Here is a 24,538-nt window from a genome sequence, read left to right on the forward strand (position 1 = left end):
GTGAAAACTTCACAGGTTTCTACTTTGGGGCCGTTTTCCGGAAAATGGCCCCAAACTAGACTTATTTGGAGAGTTCCTGCTGAACGAATCCTTCGGCTTTGGCGAGGGCGGCTTCTAAACCGGCTACTTCTTTGCCGCCGGCCGTGGCGTAGAACGGTTGTCCGCCGCCGCCGCCTTTGATCTCTTTGGCGAGTTCCTTCACCATCTGCACGGCGTTTAGTCCTTTGCCAGCCACCACCTCATCTGAGAGCATAACGGCCAGTTGCGGTTTTCCGTCTACATCGGCGGCCAGTACCAGCACCAGGTTGTTAACCACGCTGCGCAGGTCGAAGGCGAGTTTCTTCAGGTAATCGGCGGAGCTCACGTCTACGCGGGCAGCCAGGAAGTTGAGACCCTGCACGTCGCGTACCTGCGCAGCCAGTTTCTCTTTCTGGGCAGTGACCTGCTTCAGTTCGAAGGCTTCCAGTTGCTTGCGGAGCGCGGTATTCTCGTCCTGTAGTTTTTCAATGGCTTTCCCGAATTCCTTCTGCACGCCCAGGAGCTGCTTTACTTCCTCAAACTGAGTGATCTGCTCGTCCACGAACTGCTCGGCCACATCGGCGGTCACGGCTTCAATGCGGCGTACGCCTGCGGCCACCGAGCTTTCGCTCACAATCTTGAAGAACCCGATGTTGCCGGTGTTGGCCACGTGGGTACCGCCGCACAGTTCAACGGAGTACTCTTTATTGAAGGTGATGACACGCACAAACTCGCCGTATTTCTCCCCGAACAGAGCGGTCGCGCCAAAGGCTTTGGCTTCCTCGATGGGCACATTGCGGCGCTCGTCTTTCTCAATGGACTCCCGGATGCGCTCATTTACGATCTGCTCCACCTCGCGGAGTTGCTCCTCGGTTACTTTGGTGAAGTGCGAGAAGTCAAAGCGCAGCAGTTTGTCGCTCACCAGTGAGCCTTTCTGGTTCACGTGATCGCCCAACACCTGCTTCAAGGCCGCGTGCAGCAAGTGGGTGGCCGAGTGGTTCTTCTGAATCAGGGCGCGGCGCTTGCGGTCAATTCTGGCTGTTACCGGCGCTTCCAAATCTTTGGGTAGCTCGGCGGTGATATGCAGAATCAGGTCGTTTTCTTTCTTGGTGTCCAGCACTTTTACGTTGCCGGACGCAGATTCCAGCACGCCGGTGTCGCCTACCTGTCCGCCGCTCTCGGCGTAGAACGGCGTGCGGTCCAGCACCACATGGTATTCCTTTTTGTTTTTGGTGGTCACCTGCCGATACCGCACAAGGCGGGTTTGTACTTCCTCGGCATCGTAGGCCACCCATTCGGTCTCCACATCGGGTTGCAGCACCACCCAGTCGCTCTGCTCCGACTGCGCCGCGTTGCGGGAGCGGTTTTTCTGCTGCTCCATTTCAACGGTGAAGTCCGCCTCGTCAATGGTGAAGCCGTTCTCTTTGGCGATCAGGGCCGTTAAGTCCAGCGGAAACCCGAAGGTGTCATATAATTCAAAAGCGGTTTTGCCGTCAATGGTATTGCCGTTCGCTTTGAAGGTATCTTGTAAAGTATCCAGCCGTTTCAGGCCGTTCTCCAGCGTGCGAAGGAAGGCGTTTTCCTCTTCCTCAATCACGCGCTGCACAAAGGCTTGCTGGGCTTTCAGTTCCGGAAACACGTTCGCCAACTGATCTGCTAAGACCGGCACGATGGTGTTCAGGAACGGTTTCTTGAAGTTCAGGTACGTAAAGGAGTAACGTACGGCGCGGCGCAGAATCCGGCGGATCACGTAACCGGCCTTGTTGTTGGACGGCAACTGCCCGTCCGCAATGGTAAAGGAAATGGCCCGGATGTGGTCTGCGATAACCCTAATGGCGATGTCCGTTTTCTCGTTTTCGCCGTAGATCACGCCCGCTTCCTTCGCGATGAACTGGATCATCGGCTGGAAAACGTCAGTGTCATAGTTGGACTGCTTGCCCTGGATGGCCATGCACAAACGCTCGAAGCCCATGCCCGTATCTACGTGTTGCGCAGGTAGTTTCACTAAAGATCCATCGGCCAAGCGGTTGAACTCCATGAACACGTTGTTCCAGATCTCCACCACCTGCGGGTGATCGTTGTTCACCAGGTCTTTACCCGGAATTTTGGCAATTTCCTCATCGGAGCGCAAATCCACGTGTATCTCGGAGCAGGGTCCGCAGGGGCCGGTATCGCCCATTTCCCAGAAGTTGTCTTTTTTGTTGCCCTGCAAGATGCGGTCTTCGGCAATCATGGTCTTCCAGATATCATACGCCTCCTGGTCCATGGGCAGGTTCTCAGAACCGTCTCCCTGGAAAACAGAAACGTACAATCTGTCTTTGGGCAGCTTGTAAACCTCGGTGAGCAATTCCCAGGACCATCTCAGCGCGTCCTGCTTGAAGTAGTCGCCAAATGACCAGTTACCCAGCATCTCAAACATGGTATGGTGGTAGGTATCATAGCCTACTTCCTCCAGGTCATTGTGCTTGCCCGACACGCGCAGACACTTCTGGGTATCGGCCACGCGCGGCGATGGCGCGGGTTTGTTGCCCAGGAAATAGTCCTTAAAAGGCGCCATGCCCGAGTTGATGAACATAAGGGTAGGATCATCTTTCACCACGATGGGTGCAGACGGAACAATCTGATGGCCTTTGGAGGCAAAGAAATCGAGGAACTGCTGGCGTATCTCGGCGGAGGTCATGTATCTAAATAATTGCTTTCTTAAACTGGGCGCAAGGGCTTGTAAATGCGAAAGAAAAAGCGAATTTTTGCCTTTTCGGTGCGCCCCGCAGTGTCTGCAAAAGTAAGCTTTTTTGGCAAACTGCGGTGGATGTGCCTGTGTTTTACGCCTGTTTTTCAGAAAACAAGCTTAAAAAGAGTCCTGAGTTCTGCCTCTTGAGTCCTGAGTCGATTCAAGATACTTCCCAGACTCAGCACTCAAGACTCAAGACTCTGAACTTACAAAAAGGTGCCTTACAAAGAACGAGATATAGAAAAGCAGTATTACAGCATTGGGGAAGTGGCGGCCATGTTTGAGGTAGCTCCTTCGCTGATCCGGTTTTGGGAGACGGAGTTTGACATCCTCAAGCCCAAGAAAAACAAAAAAGGAAACCGGCTGTTTTCACCAAAAGACATTGAAAACCTGCGGTTTGTGTACCATCTGGTGAAGGAGCGCGGCTACACCATCCAAGGAGCCCGCGAAATGCTGAAGACCCGCGGGGTGCAGGCCAGAGAGAAATTTGAGATGATTCAGAGCCTGGAGAAAGTAAAGGAGTTCTTGATCAGCATTAAATCACAGCTTCCTTAAAGAAGTCCTGAGTTCTGAGTCTTGGGTTCTGAGTCAAACCAGGATCTTATTTCCCGTATACTCCAACTCAGGACTTAGAACTTAAGACTCAGAACTCTCATCCTATGCTCCACGAAGTTGCTTTGCCTTTAATTCCGGGAATTGGCGGCGGAAACGCGCGGCTGCTGGTGAGTTACTGCGGATCAGCTAAGGACGTGTTTTCGTTCCCGAAGGACCGGTTGAAGAAAATTCCGGGCGTGGGCGAAATCCTGGCCAGTAGAATTGCCTCGTACCAGAAAGAGGTGCTACGGCAAGCCGAAGTGATACTGGAAAGGGCCGCGCGGGAAGAAGTGAAGCTTCTGTTCTACACCTCGCCGGAGTACCCCAGCCGACTCCGGAACCTGCCCGATTCCCCGCTCCTGCTCTACTACAAAGGAACCGCTGATCTGAATGCCTCCAAAGTCATCAGCGTTGTGGGCACGCGCAAAAGCACCGAGTACGGCCGGGTAGTCACCGAGCAGTTGGTGCAAGGGCTGGTCAAGCACCAGGCCCTGGTGGTGAGTGGACTGGCGTACGGGATTGACATCTTAGCCCATCGAGCAGCTTTGAAGGCGGGTTTACCCACGGTGGGCGTGATGGCCACCGGCATTGAAGCCGTGTACCCGGCAGTACATAAACCGTACGCCGAGAAGATGCTCCTGCAAGGCGGATTGCTGACCGAGTTTCCGTTCGAGACCAAACCAGACGCGCCCCGTTTCCCGGCCCGCAACCGGATCATTGCTGGCCTCGCTGATTGCACCATTGTCATTGAATCAACCCAGAAAGGCGGCTCGCTGATCTCAGCGGACATCGCGCACAGCTATGACCGCGAAGTGATGGCCGTGCCCGGCCCAATCACCTCCGAAACCTCGCAGGGCTGCAACCACCTGATCAAATCCCTGAAAGCGGTGCCCTTTACCCAGCTCAAAGACCTGGAAGAACTCCTGAACTGGGACAAAGCCCTGGCCTCCTCCAGCATTTCCGCAGCGCAGGAGGAGTTTGATGTGACGCAGTTTACCGAGGAAGAGCGCCGGGTCCTCCGCGCTTTAAAGGAAGCAGGCCCCACGCACATCGATGTCCTCAGCCGGTATACGCAACTTTCCATGAACCAGCTTTCCACGGTTTTGTTAACGCTGGAGTTTACCGGAAAGGTTAAAAGCCTGCCCGGTAAACAGTTCGCCTTACTTTAATCTTCTGTTTGTTGAACTTACTTCCACCTATCCTTTAGCTCCCACCCACGTGTTTCTGCTTTACAACGGCCAACTTCTTCCTGAAAACGAGCTCCAACTACCGCTCTCTAATCGGGCGTTCCAGTACAACGACGGCTTCTTTGAAACCATCATCCTGGAAAACGGCAAGCTGCGGTTTTGGCCGGAGCATCAGGAAAGAATCACAGAAGCCGCCGCCGTGCTGGGTCTTGAACTTCCGGAGGAAATCATGAACGAAACGTTCCAGGAGCGGGTGAAGGAATTGGCCCGTCGCAATGAAGGGTTGGGAAATGCCAGAATTAAATTGAAAGTCTGGCGGGCGGGCGAAGGGCTCTACACTCCACAAACTGATCAAGCCGATTGGCTCGTGACCACGAGTCCTGCACCGAAGGTTTCTGAAGAACCGCTACATGTAGGGATTGCCCAATCCGTATGCACCGTTCCTTCGGTCTTTTCCTCCTTCAAAGGCATCCATTCACCGGTGTACGTGTTAGCCAGCCGTGAAAAAGCAGCCCACGGGTTGGATGACGTGATCCTGCTGGACCCCAACGGAAATCTGGCCGAGTTGACCGCTTCTAACTTGTTTTGGCTGAAGGAAAAAACCTTGTACACCCCCGCCCTAACCACCGGCTGCCTGAACGGCATCATGCGCCGGAAACTTCTGCAATGGGCGAAGCAAAAAGTCTGGAAGGTGCAGGAAGGATTATATCATCCGGAAGAACTTGCCAGCGCGGCCGTGGTGTTTGCCGGAAATGTGACAGGTCTCCGCGGAATAGAAACCTTGAACCATGAGCCGATGAATCTCGATCCGGATCTTCTACAGCAAATCAGAAGCGAGATCTTTCAGTCTGGTTCTTAACTGATTTTTTACTTTGGGGCTGGCTTTGAGAAAACATGCTCTTAACGCTCTATTCGGCTACTTACTTTTTAGCCACGGCCGCAGGTGCGTTGGCTTCCAACACCCGGAGAAAGTTGCCGCCCAGAATCTTCATGATGTCTTTCTTTTTGTACCCGCGCTCCAACAGGGCTTTGGTGATCAAGGGATAGGTGCTCACATCCTCCAGTCCTAGGGGAGCGGAGCCGATGCCATCGTAATCGGAACCGAGGCCCACGTGGTCAATCCCGGCGAGTTTCACCACATGGTCAATGTGATCGATCAGCAGGGAAATGGGTGGTTCAATGCTTTTGGTTTCCTGGGGGTACTTCTGGTACAAGGCGTTTTTCAGGGCCATGCCATTCACGCCCTTCGCCTGGAGATCTTTGATTTCCTGCGAATGGGCCGCCATGAACGCATTGATGCGCTGGCTGTAGCCGGGGTCAAGAAATTCTGAGAAGAAGTTCAGGTGGATGACGCCGCCGTTCTTCCCGATGGCTTTGATTTGGTCATCGGTTAAGTTACGCGGGTGCGGACTCAGGGCGGCGGCACAGCTATGCGATACCAGCACTGGTTTGGTAGTAGTAGCCAGAGCATCCCAGAACGTCTGCTCCCCCACGTGCGACAAATCCACCAACATCCCCAGCTCGTTCATGCGGCGCACCACCTGCTTCCCGAATTCATTCAGGCCCTTCTTTCCGTTGAAGCCGGTGCCTTTGGTCTCATCGGCGGCCGAAGAGGCCCAGGAGGTACTGTTGTTCCAGGTGAGGGTAAGATACCGGACCCCGCGGTTATACAGGAGGTTCAGGTTGTCCAGGTTGTCTTCGATCATGTGTCCCCCTTCCACCCCGGTTAAGGCTGCAATTTTCTTCGCCTTGATGGCCGCCGGAATCTGACTTGGCGTATACACCAGTTGGAGTTGATCAGGGTTCCGTTTCACGATGGCTTCCAGGGTGTCAATCTGCTGGTTCGCAAACTTGAAGGCCCGGCCCGGACCGTAGGTTTCATCCGAGAAAACGGCAAACACCTGCACATCCATGCCGCCTTGCTTCATGCGGGCCAAGTCAGTGTGCGCTTTTCCGGTTAAATCCTGTTCCACCGACTGGCCTTCCATGATCACCTGGGAGAGAACGTCATTGTGCGTGTCTACCAAAATGGCTTTCTGATGAAGGGACTGGTACGAACTGGTGCAGGAAAACAGAAACCCGAGGGCGGTACAGGCAAGAAGAGACGCGGAGACTTTCATGAAGTAGATAAAGGCTAAACACAGATTTGCGTTTACAGTTTACACATTCCCGGCCAATCTGCCAAAGGTGTTTTAAGCCTCAAATCCTGAATCTTGCCCCAAAGCGACATCACCACTCAGAACTCAAGACTCAGAACTCAGGATTAACCAATGTATCGGCCTTCAATGTTCTCCATGTACTTCTGCCCCGATCCGGTATTCAGCAGCAAGACCTGCTCCTGCGGCTGAATCCAGCCCTGTTTGAGCAATTGGCGGGCGGCCATCCAAACAGCGGCTCCTTCCGGCGCGACAAACAGGCCTTCTTTACGGCTGAGTTCGCGCACGCCTTCCACCATGTCATCTTCAGAGATGGAAATAGCGGTTCCGCCTGACTGTTCCAGCACCTGCAACATGAGCGGTTCCCCCAGTGGGCGAGGCACCGCCAAGCCATTGGCCAGCGTGGGCAGGCCGTTGTAGTTTTGGGAATTGGCGTGTACGCCCTGGAACGTATCTACCAAGGGGCGGCAGTTTTCGGCTTGCACGGCCACCATCCGGGGCAAACGGATCTCTTTGTCCAACCACCCCAGCGCGATCATCTCCTGAAAAGCTTTCCAGATTCCAATGAGCCCGGTTCCGCCCCCTGCCGGGTATAAGATCACGTCAGGTACTTGCCATTGCAGCTGCTCAGCAATCTCGTAGCCCATGGTTTTCTTGCCTTCCAGCCGGTAAGGTTCTTTGAGCGTGGAGACATCCAGCAAGTGCCCGTCCTGGTTCAGTTTTCTCACTTCGGCGGCGCAGTCATGGATGAGGCCATCAATGAGATGGATCTCGGCCCCGTACCAGTAACACTCTTCTTTGAAGGCTTTGGGGGTATGCCGGGGCATGACCACGATGGCCGGCAAGTTGGCTTTGGCGCAATATGCCGCCATGGCCACACCGGCATTTCCGGCGGTAGGGATGATGCAGCCTTCGGTTCCCAGCTCCAGGGCTTTGGAAATGGCCATGCTCAGGCCGCGGGCTTTAAAGGAACCGGTGGGGTTCTGCCCTTCGTCTTTCAGCTTCAGGTTATCAAACCCGTACGCATCTGCCAGGTTCTTCAGGTCCAGCATCGGGGTGCAACCTTCGCCTAGAGACACTTTATAGGTTTCGTTCAGGACGGGCAGCACTTCGCGGTAGCGCCACATGGTGCCTTCCCGGTTTTGGAGGTCTTCTTTGGAAAACGGCCCTGAAACGTCATAGTGCGCCAGCAAGGGCATGGCGCAGCAGGAAGAAACACGTTGCAGGATTTCATAGTCGTGCTCTTTGCCGCATTTGGAGCAGGTAAGCACGGTGATGCTACTCAGGTTGGTTTCTACTTGGGGTGCCATCATCATTTTAATTAAGGCGGCAAGTAGTACAACTACTATGAGTGAATCAAATAGCAATTAGGCATAGACTATTCCATTCAGGAATACTGACGCTTCATGAACTGGATGAAGTTTTTATACGGGGCGTTGTTCTCGGTGCCTTTGCGCTGGATGAAGTTGAAGGTTCTTTGCACGTGGAGGTCTTTGATCTTGACTTCCACCAGCTCACCGGAGGCCAGTTCCTTCACTACCGCTTGGCGGGGCAGAAAGGCCAGACAGGTGTCTACGCGCACAAAGTTCTTCAGGGCTTCGGTTCCGCCTAACCGCACCCGCACCTGCAGTTGAGAGAGCTTGATGCCTTTCTGGAGGAAAGCCTCTTCCAGCACCGCCAAGGTGCCCGAGCCAGCCTCCCGCAACGCCAACGGCACCTGGTACAGGTCTTTCACTTCCAGATCGTGCTTTTTAAGGGGATTGCGGTGCGAGCAGACGGCAATCACCTCATCGGTGAGGAAGGGCGTGTACGTGACCTGGCTTACTTTATTGATACCCTCAATGATGCCCAGATCGATGTCATGGTCCAGCAAGGCTTTGAGGATGTTCTCGCTGTTTCGGTTCCGGAGGCTGAGTTCCACCTGGGGGTACTGCATGAGGTAAGCCGAAAGCACCGGCGGTAAGATGTACAGCGAGATGGTAGTGCTGGCGCCCAGCACCAGCTTGATCTGCGGCCTGAACTCCTGACTGAGCAGCGGGAGTTCCTGGTGTAAATCGTTCTGAATCTGCTGAACGGCCTCCAGCTTCTCAAACAGCAATTGCCCGGCCGGCGTGAGGCTGATGGTGTTGCCGTGCCGCTCAAAGAGCCCGGTTCGGTAATGGTCTTCCAGTGCTTTGATCTGCTTGCTGATGGCTGACTGGCTGATGTACAGAATCTGGCTGGCCTTGGTGAAACTCAGCTGGCGGGCCACCTCAAAAAAGACGACGTGTTTGTGCGAAATCACGAAAGATACATATGTGAAGCCGGGTCTTAGATATGGTCCAAGTGCAGGCGGGTACGATCGCTGTCATCGCGGTTGCCGGTGTTCAGGGTGGAAGCCGGTTCAAACAACAAGACACTCACCTCCTCCTCGGCCACGGGCCGGTGCTCCACTCCTTTCGGGACAATCAGAAACTCGCCCTCGCGCAGTTCTACGGTCCGGTCCCGGAACTCCATCTTAAACTGCCCCTGCACAACCAGAAATAATTCATCTTCGTGGTCATGGTGATGCCAGACAAATTCGCCTTTCAGCTTCGCCAGCTTCACGTGCTGACCGTTCAGTTCCCCCACAATTCTGGGGTTCCAGTGGTCGGAGAATAAGGTTAGTTTTTCGGCTAGATTGACTTTCTGCATACGTGGAAATTAAGCGGGTAAAGCGATCCGGTAGTTGTGTTCGCCGGGTGCTGTTTTGGGCCTGTTTTCTGGAAAGGTACATAAAACAAAAAAGCCTCTCAACAGGTGAAAGGCTTTTTCTGAGTTTGGGTACAGGTTATTTCATACGCACGTGTTTTTAGATAAGTGGATTTGTCATGCAGTTTTTCCGTTCAATTTCTGGCTTTTAAGTTCTCTGCGCTGTTTTTTCAACTGATCGGCTAGCACGTACACATCGCCGTATTCTTCAGAGAATTTCTCAGCGTCATACAAAACGGAGTCAATTTCAGGATCAGGCTGGGGGTTGTCATTGGTCATGAGCTTGTCCCAGAAGATGGAGAGGATGGAAACGAAACAACCGATCAACAGGTAGGCTAACACCCGCATGGCGGCAGTATCGGTGTCATTGGAGGTGAACGCGATCACAAAAGTACCCGCGAAGAATCCAACGGCAATCAGGGTAGATAATTGATCTTTTTTCATGAGTACATGGTTTAAAGTTCCCTATTGCAATGCACTTTCTGCTCATACTGTATAGAACAATATGTATGTACGTTTACGAACCGTTTTTCACATTGTTCTATTAAAACCTTTTATTTATCCAATTAATTTACAATTCAACAATCAACAGAGCTATTCTTTTGCATTCTTTGAAATGATCCATCAATTTATGGTAAATGCTTGCTGCTCCTTCTAAGGAGCACCTCCGTATGTTTTTTCCTGCTGAACTAGGTTTTTTCCGTAGGATTTTATCTGTTTGCCCTAAATATTTGGTGACTGCGCCTATGGATTTCTTTCCTTTTCCGTAATCCTGTAAAACTCAAGTCAAATTGCAGTATATGAACATCAGCCAACGTTACCAGCTTTCCCTCGCCCTACTCACCGACATGTACCAGCTCACCATGGCCCAAGGGTACTGGAAGAAAGGAATGGCGGAGCAGGAAGCGGTCTTTCACCTGTATTTCAGGAATAATCCTTTCAAAGGCGGGTACACCGTGTGCGCCGGCCTCGCCGATGCCATTGATCTGCTGCTGCACTTCCGGTTCACCGAGGAAGACCTGGCTTACCTGAGAAGCCTGAAAGGCAGCCAGAACCAGCAACTGTTTGAAGAAGGGTTTCTGGACCACCTGCGCCAGCTCTCCTTCAGCTGTGACGTGGATGCGGTGCCCGAAGGGACCGTCATTTTCCCCAATGAACCGCTGTTGCGCATCAAAGGCCCCATTCTGCAGTGCCAGCTCCTGGAAACGCCTTTGCTCACCATTTTGAATTTCCAGACCTTAATCGCCACAAAAGCTGCGCGCGTGGTGGATGCCGCCCAGGGCGATAACGTGCTGGAGTTTGGCATGCGGCGCGCTCAGGGACCGGATGGAGCGCTGAGCGCGGCCCGGGCGGCTTTTATTGGCGGCGTGGGCGCCACCTCCAACATGCTGGCCGGGCAGCTGTTCAACATTCCGGTGAAGGGAACCCACGCGCACAGCTGGGTGATGTCATTTGACCAGGAACAGGAAGCGTTTTCGGCGTACGCCGATGTGTTCCCCCATGACTCGGTTTTCCTGGTAGATACTTATAACACGCTGGAGGGAATTAGAAAGGCCATAGAGGTAGCCCAGAAAATGCGGGAGAACGGGCAGGAACTGAAAGGCATCCGGCTAGATTCCGGTGATCTGGCCTACCTCAGCATTGAAGGCCGCAAACTGCTGGACGAAGCCGGTTTCCCTCAGGTTTCCATTCTGGCCAGCAACGACCTGGACGAGCACCTCATCCAAAGCTTGAAACTGCAGGGTGCCCGCATTGATACCTGGGGCATTGGCACCAAACTGGTCACCGCCTACGACCAACCCGCTTTGGGCGGCGTCTACAAACTGGCCGCTTTCCGGCAAGCCGATGGCGAATGGGAGTACAAACTCAAGCTCTCTGAACAGCTGATCAAGGTCTCTACGCCGGGCATTCTGCAGGTGCGCCGTTTTTACAAAGGCGACGTGATGGTAGGCGACATGATCTATTCCGAGCCTTTGCAGATCAACGCCTCCTCTACCATGGTGCACCCCAATGACCCCACCCAGCGCAAAAGCTTCGCGCGGGACTGCGTGCAGGAAGACCTGCTGGTGCCAGTGTTCCGGAACGGCGAGGCGGTCTACACCTCTCCTGATTTACGCGCCATCCAGCAGCGCACCCGGGAGCAGGTAGGCCGTCTGCACGAAACTTACCGCCGATTCCTGAACCCCCACATCTACAAAGTTGGCCTGGAGGAACAGCTGCACGAAATGAAAATGAACCTGATCATTGCGCTCCGGAAAACCGAGCAAGCCAAAGAATCCTAACGAAAACGATTCTCCCGTTTTAAGTCAGTTTCAGGAAAACAGGCTCAAAACGGGAGAATGGGTTTTAACCTAAAAGACTGGCGCTTTGCAAGAAGGTGCCGCCTTTGGCCTGGACCTCGGCTTTGGCTTTCTGGTAGCCTTCTGAGCTGATAGCGCGAGTGGCGTCCTCAATAAAGTAGGTGGTGAAACCTTCTTTCAAGGCATCTAACGCGGTGAAGTAGACACAGAAATCGGCGGCAAGCCCTACCAGATACACCTCGGTTACTCCTTTTCCCTTCAGGTATTCTGCCAAGGCGGTGGATTTCAAATGACCGTTGTCAAAGAAGCCGCTGTAGGAGTCAATCTCCGGATCAGTGCCTTTCCGGAAGATGGCTTCTACCCGGTACATGTCCAGCTGGGCAGAAAACTCCGCCCCGGGCGTACCCTGCACACAATGGTCGGGCCAGAGGACCTGCTCCAAGCCATTCAGCTGTGTTGTTTCGAAGACCTGCTTGCCCGCATGCTGCGAGGCAAAGCTCTTGTGGTTTGCCGGGTGACAATCCTGGGTCGCCACCACTACGTCAAACTGCGGTTGCAGCGCATTGACGATGGGCAGAATAGCATCTCCCTCGGGCACCGCCAACGCGCCACCCGGAATAAAATCATTTTGTATATCGATCAGCAGAAGTGCTTTCATAGCTTTTATGGGTAAATCTGATGGTTAATGAAGGGGCTAACGGGTAAAGGATCAGGTAGAGTTATTCCCTTTACTCTTCACCTGTAAACTGAACCCTACATTTTGCCGCTGTTCACCATGGCTCTGAGTTCCGGCAAAAGCTGGTACAGGTCTTCGCCGGGGCAGGCGGTGGTGGCATTGTCTTTATGCCCGGAGATGTTGTCGCCGGAGATCTTCCAGCGTTTGGCTACGGACAGCATCAGAGTTTTCAGGCTTTTGAGCTGCGGCTCGGTCACTTTTTCATTGTTGAAATTGCCCTCCAGCACAATCAAGACATGGCCCGATGGATCATACGGGGTATTAGAGTCACCTACGTACTGCAGCTGTCGGCCTTCGCCAATAGACCCGTCAACCGAAATGTAGAAGTGGTAAGGCACATCGGCCCAGGGTTCTTTGATGCGTCCATCGGAAAGCGGGCTGCGCTCCACCGAAAATTTTTGCAGGGCCTTGAGCTTCTGTTCCAGGGTGCGGCTGGCGTTCTGCTTGGTTGCGGTGTGGTGGATGGTGATTTTCTGGGGAACGTGGGTCTTCATGGGGAGGACCGGTTCCAGGGCTTCCCACTGGGCACGGGTCACTATAGGAACACCTTCGGGCAACGAAACAGTTTTGGCAGAACGGCAAGCGCCCAGTAGCAGCAACAGAGCCAGGAAGCCCAGCGATTTGGTAGATTTGAACATGATAGGTGAAATGGTGAAGTGGAGCAAAAGTAGAACGAAAAGCCGCAAACAGGCAAGAAGTTAACTTCTCACTTGCCCGTTGCCGCGCACCAGCCATTTGTAGCTGGTGAGCTCCTCCAGCCCCATGGGCCCGCGGGCGTGCAGCTTTTGGGTACTGATGCCAATCTCGGCCCCCAGCCCAAACTGCGCCCCATCCGTGAAAGCTGTGGAAGCGTTGGCGTACACCGCGGCGGCATCCACGCTGTTCAGGAAGGTCTGCAGGCTTTCAGGATCCTCCGAGATGATGGCTTCGCTGTGTTTGGAACTGTACCGGTTGATGTGCTCCAGAGCGGCAGCTAGATCAGGAACGATTTTTACGGCCATTTTCAGGGAAAGGAATTCCGTCCCGAAGTGGTCTGGGGCGGCTACGTGCAGCAAGTCGGCGGGATAGGTGGGTTCCAGCGCCTCAAAGGTGTGCTCATCGGCGAAAATTTCCACCTTTGCCTCGGCCAAAGGTGCCGCTAAGGCGGGAAGATCTGTCAGGCGAGCCTGGTGCACCAGCAGGCAATCAAGGGCATTGCAGACGCTCACCCGGCGGGTTTTGGCGTTGAAGATGATCTTCTTCCCTTTCTCCAGATCGCCGGAATAGTCAAAGTACGTGTGCACGATACCGGCTCCGGTTTCAATGACCGGCACTTTGGCGTTCTGCCGCACGAAGTCAATCAGGGACTGACTACCGCGGGGAATCAGCACATCCACGTAACCAATGGCCTGCAACAGCGCTTCGGTGGCCTGGCGTTCGGGCGGCAGCAAAGTGATGAGATCAGGATTCAGACCGTGCCGCTGCAAGACTTGGTGAATGATGGAAACGATGGCCTGGTTAGAAGCATCGGCATCGCTGCCGCCTTTCAGCACACAGGCGTTGCCGGTCTTAAGGCAGAGCGCAAACACGTCAAAGGTCACATTGGGCCGCGCCTCATAGATGATCCCGATCACCCCCAGCGGCACCCGCACTTTGGAGAGCTGCAAGCCATTGGGCAGCTCCCTCTCCAGCAACACTTTCCCCAAAGGTGAGGTAAGCCCGGCAACGTTCTCCAGATCCTTCGTGATATCCTGGAGCCGAGACGGGGTCAGTTGCAAACGGTCATATTTAGGATCGTCCGGAGCCATGCGGGCCAGGTCTTTCCCGTTCTCAGCGAGTAGAAGGTCCTGCTGCGCGATTGCCTGGGCGGCTACTTCCAGCAGCACCGCCGTGATCTGGTCATCAGATAACCTTCCCAACGAGCGGCTGGCGGTCTGGGTCTTCTTGAAATAATCTGTGTACTCCATGCGTGAATGAACTTGAGGGATGCACCCATAACTTGCCAGCTGGGTGCGTTTTAGACCTGTTTTCCTGAAAGAAGGCTTGAAACGATCACGCCACCGGCTCGGGGTTCAGGAAGAGGTAATCATAGTGAACGAGCGGTTTCTGTTTCTGCTGGCCCAAGCGTTCCAGAGCTTTCTCGGAGCCGTACTCCGCAATCCCGAATCCCACCTGTTGGTGCTGTTCATCGATGAGCTTCACAATGTCGCCCTTCTGGAAATCGCCCTGAATCTGCAGCACGCCCACGGGCAGCAGACTTTTCGCGGTGAAGGAGCCGCACAGAGCGGCTTTGGCGCCTTCGTTGATTTGAATCACGCCTTTGGCAAACGTGCCCGAGTGCGCGATCCACTTTTTCTTGCCGGAAGCGGATTTATCCGGCAGAAAGCGGGTGTTCTCAACTTCGTTGTTGAACAGCTTCAGCAGCACGTTTTCGGTTTTCCCGTTGGCAATGTGCACGGCAATGCCCAACTGCGCCACTTTGCGGGCCATGTGGCATTTGGTGATCATGCCGCCCCGCCCGAACTGCGAACGTTGGGTGGTCACGAAGGAGGAGAAACCGGTGGTGGACGCGTCAATGTCTTTGATAACGGTATTGGCTGGATCTTTGGGGTCGCCGTTGTAGATGCCGTTCACGTTGCTCAAAATCAGGAGCGCATCGGCGTTGAGCATGGAGGCGATGAGGCCCGCCAGCTCGTCATTGTCGGTGAACATCAATTCAGTCACGGAGATCACGTCGTTCTCGTTCACCACCGGAATCACGTTGTTCTGCAACAGCACCTGGAAGCAGTTCTTCATGTTCAGGTAATGGCCCCGGTCCCGGAAATCTTCTTTGGTGACCAGCACCTGGGCGCAGACGAGTTGGTGCTGGCTGAACAGCTGCGAATAGGTATTAATGAGTTTCACCTGCCCCACCGAGGCCAGCAACTGCCGCGCACTCACGGCATCAGTCTTTTCTGAAAGTTGGATCAGGCTTCGGCCGGAGGCCACGGCCCCGGAGGAGACCACGATGACTTCCTTCCCCTCCTTCTTCAGAGTGGCGATCTGCTCCACCAGATGCCGGATACGAGCCTCGTCCGGCATGCCGTTCTCCTGCGTCAGCACGTTGGACCCAATCTTAACAATGATACGCTTATAGTGGAATGACATTCTACTGTTTTCTTCTACTGAGAAAGTAATTTTACATGTTTTTATTCATTTAGCCTATATTATATTAACTAAAATGCTTTTTACATGTAAAAGCGTTAATCCAGATCATTGTACCACAAGACCATCATCAAGGAGGTGCTCATCCTACATTACAACGTTTGTGTAGCAAATCAAACCTTGTTAGTAGGTTTAGTTTCATTTTGGGGCTCTTTTTCGGAAAACAGCCTCAAAAGGCAAAAATGTGCCTACCATTTGTTAGTTGCTTCACCGAAGCCACCCTTTATGCTCTAAGAGTAAGCTGCTTTTAAAAGAAGTATGCTGAAATTGAAGGTGTTACAATAGAGAAAATACCTAACCCTAAATAAACTATCGTCTCACTTAGCATCTATCCTAATTGCAATTATATACTTAACTACCAGGAACTCTTTTTAGAATTATTTCATTGAACACTCAACTTATACACGCCTTGAAGCTACATATAGTTGAATTAGATGAAGATAAAGCTTTACAATCCTCTATTAAAAATTATATTTTTTCTTTTACTTTATACAGGTTATTCCTCTTCGCTTAAAGCCCAAATTGGGAGTTGGGTTCCCGCTCAGGCAGATTTGAGCTACCCGCGTACGTTATTGAAAGCCTCGCAGGTGCCCAACGTGCAGCAGGCGATTTCCTCGGGAGTACGGTATACTCTCTACTCGGGAGTGTACAGCAACGTGACGGGCTCGGCCACCACCAACAACACTTCCTCCAATGACCGGAGGGCGAGGGCCGCTTTTGCCAAAAATGCCGCCTTTGTCGCACTCCTGAACCGTAAACCGAGTGGTGGCACCGTCCTGCAGCTTTCAGAAACAGAGCGCGCCGCCTTCGTTTCCAAATCGAAGAAGCTGCTGGAGGGCATCAACACCGCCGTGGAAGTATACGCCTCTTTCTCCGGGGGTACTTACACCGAGTGGCAATGGCGATCCAAGGAATTGATTGATTACATGGTGGCCTATGACTTGCTGCGGGGCGCGGGTGAACCAGTAGATTCTCTGATTACGGCCCGGGCCAAACTACAGGAATTTGCGGGGAACCTGTACAAACAGTCCATCACCCCTTTTTGGGGAACCACGTTTTATGGGACCATCAAGAACAACCACACCCTAATGACCGCCTCGGCCTTAGGCTTGGCGGCGGTGGTCCTGAACGACGTAGGCGGCACAGATGCCTGGCTGCAACCCAGCAACTGGATCAACACCGGCCTCTACCACATGGACAACGTACTCTGGCGTGATGCCAACCGTCAGTCGGACCCCAATGTGCTAACCGGCTACGCCGAAGGCCCCTACTATTTCAAGTACGCCTTCCTCAACTGTCTGCCCTTCATCCGATCCATGGGGAATTTTCTGCCCGATGTGGCCATGAATTACACCTACGGCACGACTACGCGCAGCATCCGGAATCCCTACTTTGACCCCAGCTATGACCTGCTGTATGACTGGATTTACGCCATTCAGATGCCCGACGGGCGGTTTCCGGCGCTGGAAGATTCATACGTAGACATGGGCATGCCCGAACTGGCCCTCACCGGCAAAAGCAAGTACCTGAACCCCATGGCCTTTACCAATTTTTCTACCAATCAGCTGAACTCTCTGGCAAAGCAGCTGAAAGATGGCACCGTGGACATGCGGGCGGCTTTTCTGGCATCTAACTTAGCTTTCTCCACTCCTGCCAACCCCTCTCTCACGGCGTTGCCACACAGCGGGAACCTGGTCTTCAGATCAGATAATGACACGCTGGCTAGCTACCTGCACGTGTACGGTAAAAACGGTTTGTCGCAGAAAGTCTCCGGCGGCCACAACAACGGCGATGCCAGTTCTTTCATCCTGCACGCCAAAGGGCAATTGCTGGCCCTGGACCCGGGTTACCTGAGCAGCGCCAACCGAGCCGCCGTGGGCGAAGGAGTGCACCACAACCTTATTCTAGTTGACGGAGCCGGTCCGGCTATGGGTACCGCGGGGGCCACCAATGACGCCGAGGGTTTTATCCAGAACACGTTCAGCAACAGCCGTCTCAGTTATGGCGAAGTGAAAACCACCTACCAGGGCACCGAAATCATCCGTAAAACGCTTCACGTACGGAACAACTACTTCCTGATCGCCGATGCCGTGAGTTCTACCTCTGCCCACACCTACACCTGGCAACTGCATGGCTACGGCTTGGAGGGCGGCACCGCCGCCACCGGCACGTTCACTGATAGCCTGGCGGCGCATGAAGGTATCTGGCAGAAAAACGGCATACGCCTGAAAGCCCACGTCACCGCCACCGATGGGGCCTCGGGCTATGTGAAAGCCACGAACGGACATGAGCTTGTCTACAACACCACCGAGAACCACACGACCATGCAAGTGCAAAAGACAGGGGTAGCGCAAACGCAGTTCCTGTCTCTGTTGCAACCTTATACCACTACTTCGGCCACCATCACCACGGAGAGCTCGCCACAGGTGGCGGCCCTTGCCTCCGATGAGGCAGAGTATCAGGATTTGGCTTTTGCCCAAGGTGATACCATCAGCGTGACCCAAATCAAATTAGCCGAGCCGGTTTCCTCAGATGCGCGCTTCACCTTCTTCTCCCTGAACAAGGCCGGCCATTTCTCTCAGGCGTTTCTGGAAAAGGGACGAGAACTGCAATATGGATCAAAAGTGCTGCTGCAATCCAGCCAACGGGTGAACAGCCAGTGGGAACGCCAAAGCGACTTCGCCTACACTGGCTACGTCAGCGATGCTACCGTGCTCACCTTGGCGATGGAGGCGGCTCATTCCTCGGTGACCGGGGACAAGGTGGAATTCTCCCGCTATGATCCCATTAAAAAGAACCTGATCGTTTCCTTAAGCGGTTCCTCGGCGTTTAATGTGACGCTCCCGGTAACCACCTTACCCGTAAAATTGACTCAATTCAGCGCGAAAAGAGGGCGGCAGCAGGTAGAGCTGCACTGGAGCACCGCCTCTGAAAAGCAGAACGCAGGGTTTGAGGTGTACCGGAAAACGGATTCGGAGCCGGAATTTAGAAAAATCGGGTTTGTACCGGGCAAAGGGAACTGCGCCACAGCCTCGCAGTACCTATTCCTGGATGAAGCAGCACCCACTGAGACGCTATATTACCAGCTGAAACAGGTAGACGAAGGCGGCGGGTTTGAATTATCTTCTGTAGTTGCGGTAAAAGGTAGTAAGGCACAAAAGGCGGATATCTCCGTGTTTCCGGTGCCTAGTAACGAAGTAGTGCAGGTGCAATGTGCCGGTGTAGCGGGCCAGGTAGAAGTGCGGCTGCTCAATAGTCAGGGACAGCTTTTGCACCGCCAGAAATTCACGGGGCAAACCCAAATCTCCACCCAAGCATTGGCCCCAGGCATGTATTACCTGCAAGTACTTGATCTGAACGGAAAACCCGTAACGGGCACTAAGAAAGTGCTGGTCCAACATTAACCATAGCGATTTATGCTTACCGTTTTGGGGAGTATTTTCAAAAAAGAGCCTCTAAACCTTCCTTAAGCAAATGCTAATAAAAAAGCCCCGCCTGTCTTGCACAAGCGGGGCTTTTAATTAAGTATCAGTTACTTTGACTTAAAACCCTGGATAAAGTTGCGGGTGAAGTCAGACAAGACCAGCGTACCGCTGATGCCGGCGCGTTGCAGCAGAAGCGTGTCCCAGTGTTCGGTGCCGGACCAGAAGACTTCCTTGAGCGCCGTCAACGCCTCGGGGCTGTAGCTGGCAAGTTGAAGGGCAAAGGCTTGCACGGCTTCATCCATCCCCTGAACAGAATCATACACCTCGGCGTACAGGCCCTTTTCTTTGGCCCATTCAGCGGAACGGAATTCGGTGGCATCCAGCGCCAGCTGAGAAAAAGCGGACAGCCCCATCTTCCGCTCCACGGCCGGACCAACCACAAACGGCCCGATGCCCACGGCTATTTCGCTCAGTTTCACCGCGGCGTTCTGGGTGGCGAAGCAGTAATCGGTTGCGGCGGCCACGCCCACTCCCCCGCCAATCGCTTTCCCTTGCACCCGCCCGATGATGATTTTGCCACAGGTACGGCAGGCGTTGATCACCTTCGCGAAACCGGAGAAGAATTCCAGCCCCTGTTCTTTGTTCTGAATGGCAATCAGTTCATCAAAGCTGGCCCCGGCGCAGAACGTGCGCTCTCCTTCACTTTTCAGCACAATCACTTTCACGTTGGCCTCATTCCCAGCTTGGGTAATGGTAGAGGCTAACTCATGTAAAATCTTACCCGGAAGTGAGTTATGCGACGGATGAAAAAAAGAAATGGTGCAGATTCCTGCTTTGTCAAGGGTGGAGTTTACGTGGCCTGTCTCGGTCATTTTTGCTTTATATTTCTAATCATTACTTAAAACTGGCGCGAGTCTCCAGACTCGTGCCAATGGATAAGGGATAGTCTCTGACTATCCTCGCTGCCCCAGCAGCGATCTCACGCATTGCGAAATGCACCTCCTACCTTTCCGGCGAGTCTGGAGACTCGCAACATCCCATGTCACGAGACTGGAGTCTCGCGCCAGAATCATTATTTCCTGATTAGCGGCTCTTTTTCTAAAAACAGCCGCTAATCAGGAATTCTAATCCATCCAGAATTTTCAAATTTTCAAATTTCCACATCTCCAAATTTCCCCATCTACAAATCTCAGCTCTGATCCCGCTTCTTCACCATCGTCATAATGGTGGCAATGGCGACGGTTTCGCCGGTTTCATCGGTGACATCCACGAGCCATTTCACAATGCCTTTGGCGACGTCTTCTGCGCTGCGTTTCTCCTGAGCCACTTTTTCTTTCACGGTTAGTTTCACCCCGATGGTCATGCCGGGGTATACAGGTTTGGTGAAGCGGCAGTTCTCCAGACCGTAGTTTAAGAGCACGGGGCCTTTCTTGGGGTCCACAAACATGCCGGCGGCTTTGGACAGGATGTAGTAGCCGTGGGCCACGCGTCCGGTAAACAAGGTGCCTTCCAGCGAGGTGGCATCCACGTGGGCGTAGAAATGGTCACCGGAGACGTTGGCGAAGTTGGTGATATCCGCTTCGGTTACGGTATGGCGGTGCGTCACCCAGGTTTCGGAGATCTCCAGTTCCTCGAAGTGCTTCCGGAAGGGATGTACGTCTTTTTCGATCTGCTTCGCCCCCTGCTGGTACACGCCCGTGATGGCCGTGATCATGGTGGGCGAGCCCTGGATGGCAGTGCGTTGCATGAAATGCTTCACGCCCCGGATGCCGCCCATCTCCTCGCCGCCGCCCGCTCTGCCCGGACCGCCGTGCGTGAGCATGGGCATGGGCGAACCGTGGCCGGTGCTTTCCTTCGCGCAGGCGTTGTCCAGCACCAGAATGCGCCCGTGATGCGTTGCCGCGCCAATCGCGAATTCCTGCGCGATCATCGGGTCCGCCGTGGCGATGGATGCCACCAGAGAGCCTTTGCCCATTTTGGTCAGTTCAATGGCCTCCTCCAAGTCTTTGTACGGCATGAGAGTGGCCACCGGGCCAAACGCCTCCACTTCGTGGGAATCGGTGAACCGAAACGGCTCGGGGTTCAGCATCACGATGGGCGATATAAACGCGCCTTTCTCCTGATTCGCGCCAATGAGGTTCACCTTGTCCAGATCGCCGTATACAATGGGCGTTTGCTTGGCGAGTTCCTTCACCTGCGCGCGCAGTTTCTGTAGTTGCTCGCGGCCCACGAGCGAGCCCATGCGCACCCCCTCGGCCTGCGGATTCCCGATGGCTGTTTTGGAGAGTTCCTTCCCTAACGCGATCTGCACGTCCTCCACCAGCTTCTCCGGCACAATGGCTCTCCGGATAGCGGTACACTTCTGCCCGGCCTTGGACGTGATTTCCTTCCGGATTTCCTTAATGAACAGATCAAACTCAGGAGTGCCCGGCACCGCATCTTCGCCCAATACGGAGCTGTTGAGCGAATCGGCTTCCATGGTAAACGGCACCGCTTCCTGGATGAGCCGCGGGTGCGCTTTGAGCAAACGCCCCGTGTGGGCCGAGCCCGTAAAGGTCACCACATCCTGATAGGTCACATGATCCAGAATGCCTTCGCCGGTGCCCGTCACCAGTTGCAGAGCGCCTTCAGGCAAAAGGTTAGAAGCGATGATTTCCCGCACCACGGCCTCCGTGAGGAAAGCGGTGATGGGCGCGGGTTTCACGATGGCCGGCATGCCCGCCAGCAGGTTCACCGCAATCTTCTCCAACATGCCCCACACCGGGAAGTTGTAGGCGTTGATGTGCACGGCCACGCCTTCTTTGGGAACAAGAATGTGGTGGCCCATGAACGTACCGCCCTTGGACAAGCCAATGGGTTCGTCCTCCACAAAGTAAGGCTTGTCCGGGAACTGCTTGCGCAGCGAGGCATAGGCAAACAGGTTCCCGATACCGCCTTCAATGTCCACCCAACTGTCGGCCCGGGTGGCTCCGGTGCGGTAGCTCAGCTGGTAGAAGCTTTCTTTCTTCTCCTGCAGGTGCAAGGCCAGCGCTTTGAGCATGCGGCCGCGTTCCTGGAAGGTCATCTTCCGGAGGGCGCGGTTTCCCTTGGCGCGGGCGTATTCCATCATGGCGTTGAAATCCAGACCGCCGCTGTAGGCCACGCAGATGAATTCTCCGGTGACGGCATCTACAATCTCGTTTTCTTTTCCAGAACCGGGGGTCCATTGCCCCATGGCGTAATTCTGCAATACTGCGTCCATATCTGTAGTTGTTAATTGCTGCTTGTTAGTCTTTGGATAATATCCTACCCATTTTAGTGTATCCTTTCACTCCTTTGTCGTCCTGGAAGGATCTTGTGGGCGAACTAGAAAAGCACCTAATACACGTTTTCCGCTTGCACCGAGATCCTTCTAAGATGACAAAGAGGGAGCAGCGCTCTAGCTCAAGGACTATTCTTCTGCTCGCTTTTTGTTAAGGATGAAGTGTATTTTAAAGCCGATTTTTTAAAAACGTGCTCAAAACACTATCCTCTACTCGCCTTTCCGCTCGTTCCAGGTCTGGTAACCGGCGGCTTGCTTTTGCCGGTCTTGCGGTACTTTCCGCAGCGGCTCGCAGGGTTTTAAAGAAGCGTGGCAATCCTGAGGAAGTTGCATGTACACCTGGGTGCCTTCGGTTTTCCAGGAGATCATCTCGTCGTTCACCTCTTTCACAATCTTATGCGGATTGCCTACCACTACGCTGCGGGGCGGAATCTTTTCATCGGCCCGCACGAAGCACAGGGCGCCCACAATGCTTTCATCACCAATCTCCACCCGGTCCATAATTACCGCGTTCATGCCCACCAGCACGTTACGCCCGATGGTTGCGCCGTGGATGATGGCTCCGTGCCCGATATGGGCCATTTCCTTCAGGTGTACGGTGGTGCCGGGGAACATATGAATGGTGCAGTTTTCCTGCACGTTGCAATTGTCTTCAATGATGATCTCGCCCCAATCGCCCCGGATGGCTGCTCCCGGCCCGATGTAGACGTTTTTCCCGATGATCACATTACCCGTGACGGTGGCCTGCGGGTGCACGAAGGCGCTCTCGTGGACGACCGGAATGTAGCCGTTGAACTCGTAGATCATACCCGTTCAATGATGGCGGCGTACCCTTGCCCTACGCCTACGCACATGGTCACCAGGGCGTACCGCTTGTTCTGTTTGTGCAGCTCAATGGCCGCCGAGTTCAAGATGCGGGCCCCACTCATGCCCAGCGGATGGCCCAACGCAATGGCTCCGCCGTTGGGGTTGATACGGGAATCCTGGTCATCAATACCCAAGGCGCGGGTGCAAGTCAGGACCTGCGAGGCGAAGGCTTCGTTGATTTCGATCAGGTCGATGTCGTTCAAGGTGAGGCCCGCTCTCTGGAGCGCCATCTGCGAAGCAGGAACCGGACCCATGCCCATGTACCTGGGCTCTACGCCGGCCGCTCCCATGGAGACATAGCGGGCTTTGGGCGTGAGGTTATACGTTTTTAGGGCTTCCTCCGAGGCAAATAAAAGCGCGGCGGCCCCATCGTTCAGCCCTGAGGCGTTGCCGGCGGTCACGGTTCCTTCTTTGTGGAAAGCGGGTCGCAGCTTGGAAAGAACCTCCAGGGTAGTAGTAGGCTTGATGAATTCATCCTGCGCAAACACCTTGGGCTCGCCTTTCTTCTGCGGAATGGAAACCGGTACAATCTCTTCGGCAAACCGTCCGGCGGCTTGCGCCTGGGTGGCTTTCTGCTGCGACCATAGCGCAAACGCATCCTGGTCCTCGCGGGTGATGTTCTCGCGGCGGGCCAGGTTTTCGGCGGTTTCTCCCATGCCATCGGTCCCGAACACCTCATGGATTTTCGGGTTTACGAAGCGCCAGCCGAAACTGGAATCGAACATCTGGGCATCGCGGCCGAAGGGCGTGCTGGTTTTGGAAATCACCCAAGGGCCGCGCGTCATGTTCTCCAGTCCACCGGCCACAAACAGATCGCCATCGCCGCTCTGAATCGCGCGCGCAGCCGCCACGGAGGCTGACAAACCTGAGGCGCACAGCCGGTTGATGGTCTCGCCGGGCACCGAAAACGGCAAACCCGCCAGCAGCAACGACATGCGTGCCACGTTGCGGTTGTCCTCGCCCGCTTGGTTCGCGCAGCCCATAATGACATCAGCGATGGCCGCCGGATCAACGCCGGGATTCCGTTTCAGTAACTCCTGGATCACGAGGGCTCCCAAATCATCGGGCCGGACAGACGCCAAGGCTCCGCCAAAGTTGCCAATGGGCGTACGGATGCCGTCTACTAGATATGCTTGCTTCATCTGTTTTCTGCTATTGGTTCAATGACTTGACGTCATTGTTGTACTTTGAATAAACTACGATTCGTTTTGAGCCTGTTTTAAGAAAAGAGCCCCAAAACGGATGATTTTATCTCTATGGCGCGGATTTACTTCCGTGACTAATGAATGGTAAGTCACGGAAGTAAATCC

The 24,538-nt window shown here is 54.1% G+C and carries 19 protein-coding genes; 5 read left to right on the forward strand and 14 right to left on the reverse strand.

Annotated features, from left to right (window positions below):
* Positions 1-61 precede the first annotated feature (61 nt).
* Positions 62-2,698, reverse strand: coding sequence for an alanine--tRNA ligase (gene alaS / locus H7U12_RS17835; protein ID WP_186640574.1), 2,637 nt, complete (start codon positions 2,696-2,698; stop codon positions 62-64).
* A 267-nt stretch (positions 2,699-2,965) separates the two neighbouring features.
* On the opposite strand from alaS, the gene H7U12_RS17840 reads away from it, so the two are divergent.
* From H7U12_RS17840 to H7U12_RS17850, 3 genes are all read left to right on the forward strand, one after another.
* Positions 2,966-3,304, forward strand: coding sequence for a MerR family transcriptional regulator (locus H7U12_RS17840; RefSeq protein ID WP_186640576.1), 339 nt, complete (start codon positions 2,966-2,968; stop codon positions 3,302-3,304).
* Positions 3,305-3,408: 104 nt separating this feature from the next.
* On the forward strand, positions 3,409-4,512 hold the full coding sequence (gene dprA, locus H7U12_RS17845) for a DNA-processing protein DprA (RefSeq protein ID WP_186640578.1): 1,104 nt from the start codon (positions 3,409-3,411) through the stop codon (positions 4,510-4,512).
* 49 nt (positions 4,513-4,561) lie between these two features.
* On the forward strand, positions 4,562-5,389 hold the full coding sequence (locus H7U12_RS17850; RefSeq protein ID WP_186640580.1) for an aminotransferase class IV: 828 nt from the start codon (positions 4,562-4,564) through the stop codon (positions 5,387-5,389).
* Between the two features lie 61 nt (positions 5,390-5,450).
* Here H7U12_RS17850 and H7U12_RS17855 read toward each other — a convergent pair whose 3' ends face one another.
* From H7U12_RS17855 to H7U12_RS17875, 5 genes are all read right to left on the reverse strand, one after another.
* Positions 5,451-6,650, reverse strand: coding sequence for a dipeptidase (locus tag H7U12_RS17855; RefSeq protein ID WP_186640582.1), 1,200 nt, complete (start codon positions 6,648-6,650; stop codon positions 5,451-5,453).
* A gap of 143 nt (positions 6,651-6,793) precedes the next feature.
* Positions 6,794-7,999 carry a threonine synthase gene (locus tag H7U12_RS17860; RefSeq protein WP_241749506.1) on the reverse strand — a complete coding sequence of 402 codons (1,206 nt, stop codon included), beginning with the start codon at positions 7,997-7,999 and terminating at the stop codon, positions 6,794-6,796.
* 74 nt (positions 8,000-8,073) lie between these two features.
* On the reverse strand, positions 8,074-8,970 hold the full coding sequence (locus H7U12_RS17865) for a LysR substrate-binding domain-containing protein (RefSeq protein ID WP_186640584.1): 897 nt from the start codon (positions 8,968-8,970) through the stop codon (positions 8,074-8,076).
* Positions 8,971-8,996: 26 nt separating this feature from the next.
* Positions 8,997-9,359, reverse strand: a complete 363-nt coding sequence (locus H7U12_RS17870) for a cupin domain-containing protein (protein ID WP_186640586.1) — start codon at positions 9,357-9,359, stop codon at positions 8,997-8,999.
* A gap of 174 nt (positions 9,360-9,533) precedes the next feature.
* Entirely contained in the window at positions 9,534-9,860 is a 327-nt protein-coding gene (locus H7U12_RS17875) for a hypothetical protein (RefSeq protein ID WP_186640588.1), read from the reverse strand.
* 356 nt (positions 9,861-10,216) lie between these two features.
* On the opposite strand from H7U12_RS17875, the gene H7U12_RS17880 reads away from it, so the two are divergent.
* On the forward strand, positions 10,217-11,698 hold the full coding sequence (locus tag H7U12_RS17880) for a nicotinate phosphoribosyltransferase (RefSeq protein WP_186640591.1): 1,482 nt from the start codon (positions 10,217-10,219) through the stop codon (positions 11,696-11,698).
* Between the two features lie 64 nt (positions 11,699-11,762).
* Here the strand turns inward: H7U12_RS17880 and pncA are convergent, their stop codons facing one another.
* From pncA to proB, 4 genes are all read right to left on the reverse strand, one after another.
* Complete coding sequence (gene pncA / locus H7U12_RS17885) at positions 11,763-12,374, reverse strand: bifunctional nicotinamidase/pyrazinamidase (RefSeq protein ID WP_186640592.1); 612 nt, start codon at positions 12,372-12,374, stop codon at positions 11,763-11,765.
* A gap of 95 nt (positions 12,375-12,469) precedes the next feature.
* The gene (locus tag H7U12_RS17890; RefSeq protein WP_241749508.1) at positions 12,470-13,090 is read right to left on the reverse strand and encodes a peptidoglycan recognition protein family protein; all 621 of its coding nucleotides are present in this window, start codon (positions 13,088-13,090) and stop codon (positions 12,470-12,472) included.
* Positions 13,091-13,150: 60 nt separating this feature from the next.
* Complete coding sequence (locus tag H7U12_RS17895) at positions 13,151-14,398, reverse strand: glutamate-5-semialdehyde dehydrogenase (protein WP_186640593.1); 1,248 nt, start codon at positions 14,396-14,398, stop codon at positions 13,151-13,153.
* 85 nt (positions 14,399-14,483) lie between these two features.
* Complete coding sequence (proB, locus tag H7U12_RS17900; protein WP_186640594.1) at positions 14,484-15,578, reverse strand: glutamate 5-kinase; 1,095 nt, start codon at positions 15,576-15,578, stop codon at positions 14,484-14,486.
* 608 nt (positions 15,579-16,186) lie between these two features.
* Here proB and H7U12_RS17905 point away from each other — a divergent pair.
* On the forward strand, positions 16,187-19,039 hold the full coding sequence (locus H7U12_RS17905) for a T9SS type A sorting domain-containing protein (protein WP_186640595.1): 2,853 nt from the start codon (positions 16,187-16,189) through the stop codon (positions 19,037-19,039).
* 128 nt (positions 19,040-19,167) lie between these two features.
* Here the strand turns inward: H7U12_RS17905 and H7U12_RS17910 are convergent, their stop codons facing one another.
* The 4 genes from H7U12_RS17910 to pcaF form a co-directional block, all read right to left on the reverse strand.
* On the reverse strand, positions 19,168-19,932 hold the full coding sequence (locus tag H7U12_RS17910) for an enoyl-CoA hydratase/isomerase family protein (protein ID WP_186640596.1): 765 nt from the start codon (positions 19,930-19,932) through the stop codon (positions 19,168-19,170).
* Positions 19,933-20,249: 317 nt separating this feature from the next.
* Complete coding sequence (gene paaZ, locus H7U12_RS17915) at positions 20,250-22,301, reverse strand: phenylacetic acid degradation bifunctional protein PaaZ (protein WP_186640597.1); 2,052 nt, start codon at positions 22,299-22,301, stop codon at positions 20,250-20,252.
* A gap of 270 nt (positions 22,302-22,571) precedes the next feature.
* A complete protein-coding gene (locus tag H7U12_RS17920; RefSeq protein WP_186640599.1) occupies positions 22,572-23,168 on the reverse strand; it encodes an acyltransferase in 597 nt (198 codons plus the stop codon).
* Positions 23,165-24,370, reverse strand: a complete 1,206-nt coding sequence (pcaF, locus tag H7U12_RS17925; RefSeq protein WP_186640601.1) for a 3-oxoadipyl-CoA thiolase — start codon at positions 24,368-24,370, stop codon at positions 23,165-23,167. Before pcaF ends, H7U12_RS17920 begins: the two co-directional genes overlap by 4 nt.
* Between the last annotated feature and the right edge of the window lie 168 nt (positions 24,371-24,538).

The sequence above is a fragment of the Rufibacter sediminis genome (assembly GCF_014269285.1).
GTDB classification, from domain to species: domain Bacteria; phylum Bacteroidota; class Bacteroidia; order Cytophagales; family Hymenobacteraceae; genus Nibribacter; species Nibribacter sediminis.

What these genes read in the sequence shown, in the direction of transcription:
- dprA (WP_186640578.1), top strand. Translation starts at nt 3,409, where the DNA reads ATGCTCCACGAAGTTGCTTTGCCTTTAATTCCGGGAATTGGCGGCGGA.
- H7U12_RS17860 (WP_241749506.1), bottom strand. Translation starts at nt 7,999, where the DNA reads ATGATGGCACCCCAAGTAGAAACCAACCTGAGTAGCATCACCGTGCTT.
- H7U12_RS17895 (WP_186640593.1), bottom strand. Translation starts at nt 14,398, where the DNA reads ATGGAGTACACAGATTATTTCAAGAAGACCCAGACCGCCAGCCGCTCG.
- H7U12_RS17920 (WP_186640599.1), bottom strand. Translation starts at nt 23,168, where the DNA reads ATGATCTACGAGTTCAACGGCTACATTCCGGTCGTCCACGAGAGCGCC.
- H7U12_RS17855 (WP_186640582.1), bottom strand. Translation starts at nt 6,650, where the DNA reads ATGAAAGTCTCCGCGTCTCTTCTTGCCTGTACCGCCCTCGGGTTTCTG.
- proB (WP_186640594.1), bottom strand. Translation starts at nt 15,578, where the DNA reads ATGTCATTCCACTATAAGCGTATCATTGTTAAGATTGGGTCCAACGTG.
- H7U12_RS17880 (WP_186640591.1), top strand. Translation starts at nt 10,217, where the DNA reads ATGAACATCAGCCAACGTTACCAGCTTTCCCTCGCCCTACTCACCGAC.
- H7U12_RS17870 (WP_186640586.1), bottom strand. Translation starts at nt 9,359, where the DNA reads ATGCAGAAAGTCAATCTAGCCGAAAAACTAACCTTATTCTCCGACCAC.
- H7U12_RS17910 (WP_186640596.1), bottom strand. Translation starts at nt 19,932, where the DNA reads ATGACCGAGACAGGCCACGTAAACTCCACCCTTGACAAAGCAGGAATC.
- pcaF (WP_186640601.1), bottom strand. Translation starts at nt 24,370, where the DNA reads ATGAAGCAAGCATATCTAGTAGACGGCATCCGTACGCCCATTGGCAAC.
- paaZ (WP_186640597.1), bottom strand. Translation starts at nt 22,301, where the DNA reads ATGGACGCAGTATTGCAGAATTACGCCATGGGGCAATGGACCCCCGGT.
- H7U12_RS17890 (WP_241749508.1), bottom strand. Translation starts at nt 13,090, where the DNA reads ATGTTCAAATCTACCAAATCGCTGGGCTTCCTGGCTCTGTTGCTGCTA.
- H7U12_RS17875 (WP_186640588.1), bottom strand. Translation starts at nt 9,860, where the DNA reads ATGAAAAAAGATCAATTATCTACCCTGATTGCCGTTGGATTCTTCGCG.
- alaS (WP_186640574.1), bottom strand. Translation starts at nt 2,698, where the DNA reads ATGACCTCCGCCGAGATACGCCAGCAGTTCCTCGATTTCTTTGCCTCC.
- pncA (WP_186640592.1), bottom strand. Translation starts at nt 12,374, where the DNA reads ATGAAAGCACTTCTGCTGATCGATATACAAAATGATTTTATTCCGGGT.